Raw genomic sequence first — 2510 nt, 5'->3', positions numbered from 1 at the left:
CGGTCTGCGCGTCACCAAGGCGTTCTGCGGTCAGTCATGGCAACGCGCGCAGAGCTGCACGGACCTGGATGGCAAGGTGCGCCTGGCCGCCTGCCTGGGGTGTCCGACGGGGGCGCGCAATGCCAAGGCCGCGGCGCCTGGCGAGCCCTTGCCGATATTCCAGCGGTTCACGGTGTCGGCGCGGGTGCCGGAGACGGTGCCGCTCGAGGTCGAGCGCAAGCGGCGCTCGCGGGTGGCGCGCTGATGGCGCATTTGCAGCAGGTGGAGACAGATGTGGAGCAGTTATCGGCACGCGTTGATCACCGGCTGTCTGGGATCGAGGACGAGCTGCGCACGGTGCGTGGGTTCCTGGAGCGCCTGGTGCGCGTCGAGGAACGGCGGGAGGCGGACGCGCGCGAGCTGCGCGAGCTGCGCTCCGTGACCGCCAGTAGCAGCGTGCAGTTATCCGGCATGGCGGCGACGGTGGCGCAGATGCGCGCTGAGCTGGATGAAGTGCAGGACACACTGGCGAGTCTGGCGCCCGCCGCGGCGCGTACCGGCTGGGTGGTCGGCGGGGTGGAGCGGCTCGTCTGGATCGTGGTGACGGCGTTGTCCGGGCTGGTGGCGGGCGTGTTGGGCAGTCGCTTGGGGGGGCACTGAGGTGGGTGTCGACATGACGGTTGGCGATGCGGCCGCGGTGCTGCAGAGGGTGCTGGAGTACGTGGCGCAGCGGATGCGCTACGAAATCGACCGGCCCGCCGCGGACTACTGGCAGACGCCGGTCGAGAGCTTTCGGCGCGGGGCGGGGGATTGCGAGGATTTCGCCATCGCCTACTGGGCCACGGCGACACGCTGGGCGGTGGACCCGGACCTGCGCGACCTGATCGGTACGGTGCGCCTCGCGTGGCTGCTGTCGGACACGGGCGACGTGTCGCACATGGTGTGCTTGGCGACGCCGGTTGGCGAGTCTGATCCGTGGGTGCTGGATGTGCTGGCCGACGCGGTGCACCGCCTGTCCGAGCGCGACGACGGGCTGCACGTGGCCGTGACGCTGGGCCTCGACGAGGCAGGCCAGCCGGCGTGCTGGCGCGGGCTCGACGGGGAGCGGGCGGCCGTGGTGTCGGCCAAGTGGGCCGACGTGGTACGGCGGATGAACGAGTTTGCGCCTGAGGTGGCGACGAATGGCTGATTTCGCGGCGGCATTCGACAAGACGGTGCGGCAGTTCGAGCGCTTCGAGCTGACCGATCACGCGGCCGATTACGGCCGCCAGACCTATGCCGGGATCAGCAGGCGCTATCACCCGAGCTGGGATGGCTGGGCGCTGATCGACGCCGACCGTCCGGTGCCGGACAGCCTGGTCGAGAAGTTCTATCGGGCCGAGTTCTGGAATCCCATTCAGGGCGACGTGCTGACGCATCAGGCCATCGCCGAGGCGGTGTTCGATTGGGCGGTGCAGCGCGGCCCGAAGAAGGCGGCAGACCTGGTGCTGGCGGTGCTGGGGCTGCCGCCGACGCTGAGCATGTTGGCGGCGGTGCGCGAGCTGAATGCGCTGCCGTCGCCGCGGGGGTTTGTGCTCGATTACGGCTGGCGGCGGGTGAAGCACCGGCTCGAGGTCGCTGAGCGCGATCAGTCGCAGCGGGTGTTCCTGTTGGGCTGGTTGCGGCGGGACATGGCCTTTGCGGGGGTGGCGTGAAGCTGCCGTCGATGCGGGACAGCCGCGGGGAAAAGTCGATCACTCTGAGTTTCGTGACGGCATCGTGGGCGATCGTGACGGTGGCGTTCGCGCGTTCGTGGCTGTTTCCGGTGGATGGCATGATGCCGATGGGCGCCGGCGAGTACGGGGCAGCTGTCGCGGCGATTATGGCGATCTGGCTTGGGCGCGAGTGGACCGAGAAGGGCAAGCGGGCGTGGAGGGGCGGTGATGCCGGCTGAGCGACTGGCGCGCCTGCTGGGGCTGGCGCTGTGGGCGCGGTTCGGGCTGGCGGCGGCGTCCGGTGTCGGCGGCGCGGCGCTGGGTGGGTTGGCGTGGGCGGCCTGGCATTGAGCCGCCTGGTCGGCTATGGGCTTCCGGTGCTGCTGGCGGCGGCGCTGGTGGGCATGGCGGTGGCGTATCAGCGCGGCGTGGGCGCCGAGCGCGTGCGCTGGCAGGCGGCGGAAGCCAGCACGCTGCGGGCGGCGCTCACGCGCGTGCAGCAGCGCACGGCCGAGGTGGCGGCGCTGACGGCGGCGCAGGATCGGGCACGGCAGGCAGCGGAGGCGAGTTATGCGGACATGCAGCGGGAGATTGATCGGCAGCGGGCTGCTGTGGTTCGCCTTGGGCGGCTGCGCGACCCAGGCGCCCGTGCGTCTTGTGGAGGCGCCGTGTCCGCCGCCGCCGGCGGTGCCGGCGTTTCTGCTGACGGCGCCGCCGGCGCCGAGCTTTCAGCAGGAGCTTCTGGATTTCTTTTCGACTTCGCCGCCCGCTGTGACCGAGCCGCCGCCTACGCGACGGCCTGCCACGGGTGGGTGAAGGGCTGGCCGGTGACGGCGC

At 70.9% G+C, this 2510-nt stretch carries 6 protein-coding genes and 1 pseudogene; all 7 read left to right on the top strand.

Annotated features, from left to right (window positions below):
- The coding region (locus tag PHC73_RS13885; protein ID WP_300129439.1) for a hypothetical protein at positions 1-244 on the top strand (244 nt) is incomplete at its 5' end.
- Positions 244-639: a hypothetical protein gene (locus tag PHC73_RS13880; RefSeq protein WP_300129437.1), complete on the top strand. Its 396-nt coding sequence runs from the start codon at positions 244-246 to the stop codon at positions 637-639. The genes PHC73_RS13885 and PHC73_RS13880, both read left to right, overlap by 1 nt.
- A 13-nt stretch (positions 640-652) precedes the next feature.
- Positions 653-1168, top strand: a complete 516-nt coding sequence (locus PHC73_RS13875) for a hypothetical protein (RefSeq protein WP_300129435.1) — start codon at positions 653-655, stop codon at positions 1166-1168.
- Complete coding sequence (locus PHC73_RS13870; RefSeq protein ID WP_300129433.1) at positions 1161-1673, top strand: glycosyl hydrolase 108 family protein; 513 nt, start codon at positions 1161-1163, stop codon at positions 1671-1673. Before PHC73_RS13875 ends, PHC73_RS13870 begins: the two co-directional genes overlap by 8 nt.
- Positions 1670-1912, top strand: coding sequence for a hypothetical protein (locus tag PHC73_RS13865; RefSeq protein WP_300129431.1), 243 nt, complete (start codon positions 1670-1672; stop codon positions 1910-1912). The genes PHC73_RS13870 and PHC73_RS13865 overlap by 4 nt, the downstream gene beginning before the upstream one ends.
- Entirely contained in the window at positions 1902-2024 is a 123-nt protein-coding gene (locus tag PHC73_RS13860) for a hypothetical protein (RefSeq protein ID WP_300129429.1), read from the top strand. Before PHC73_RS13865 ends, PHC73_RS13860 begins: the two co-directional genes overlap by 11 nt.
- A pseudogene (locus tag PHC73_RS13855) lies at positions 2021-2510 on the top strand (hypothetical protein); the annotation flags it as partial. The gene PHC73_RS13860 and the pseudogene PHC73_RS13855, both read left to right, overlap by 4 nt.

Source organism: Immundisolibacter sp. (genome assembly GCF_028696615.1).
GTDB lineage: Bacteria > Pseudomonadota > Gammaproteobacteria > Immundisolibacterales > Immundisolibacteraceae > Immundisolibacter.
The sequence above is the reverse complement of the archived record's forward strand: the minus strand, read 5'-3'. Positions and strand labels throughout refer to the sequence as shown.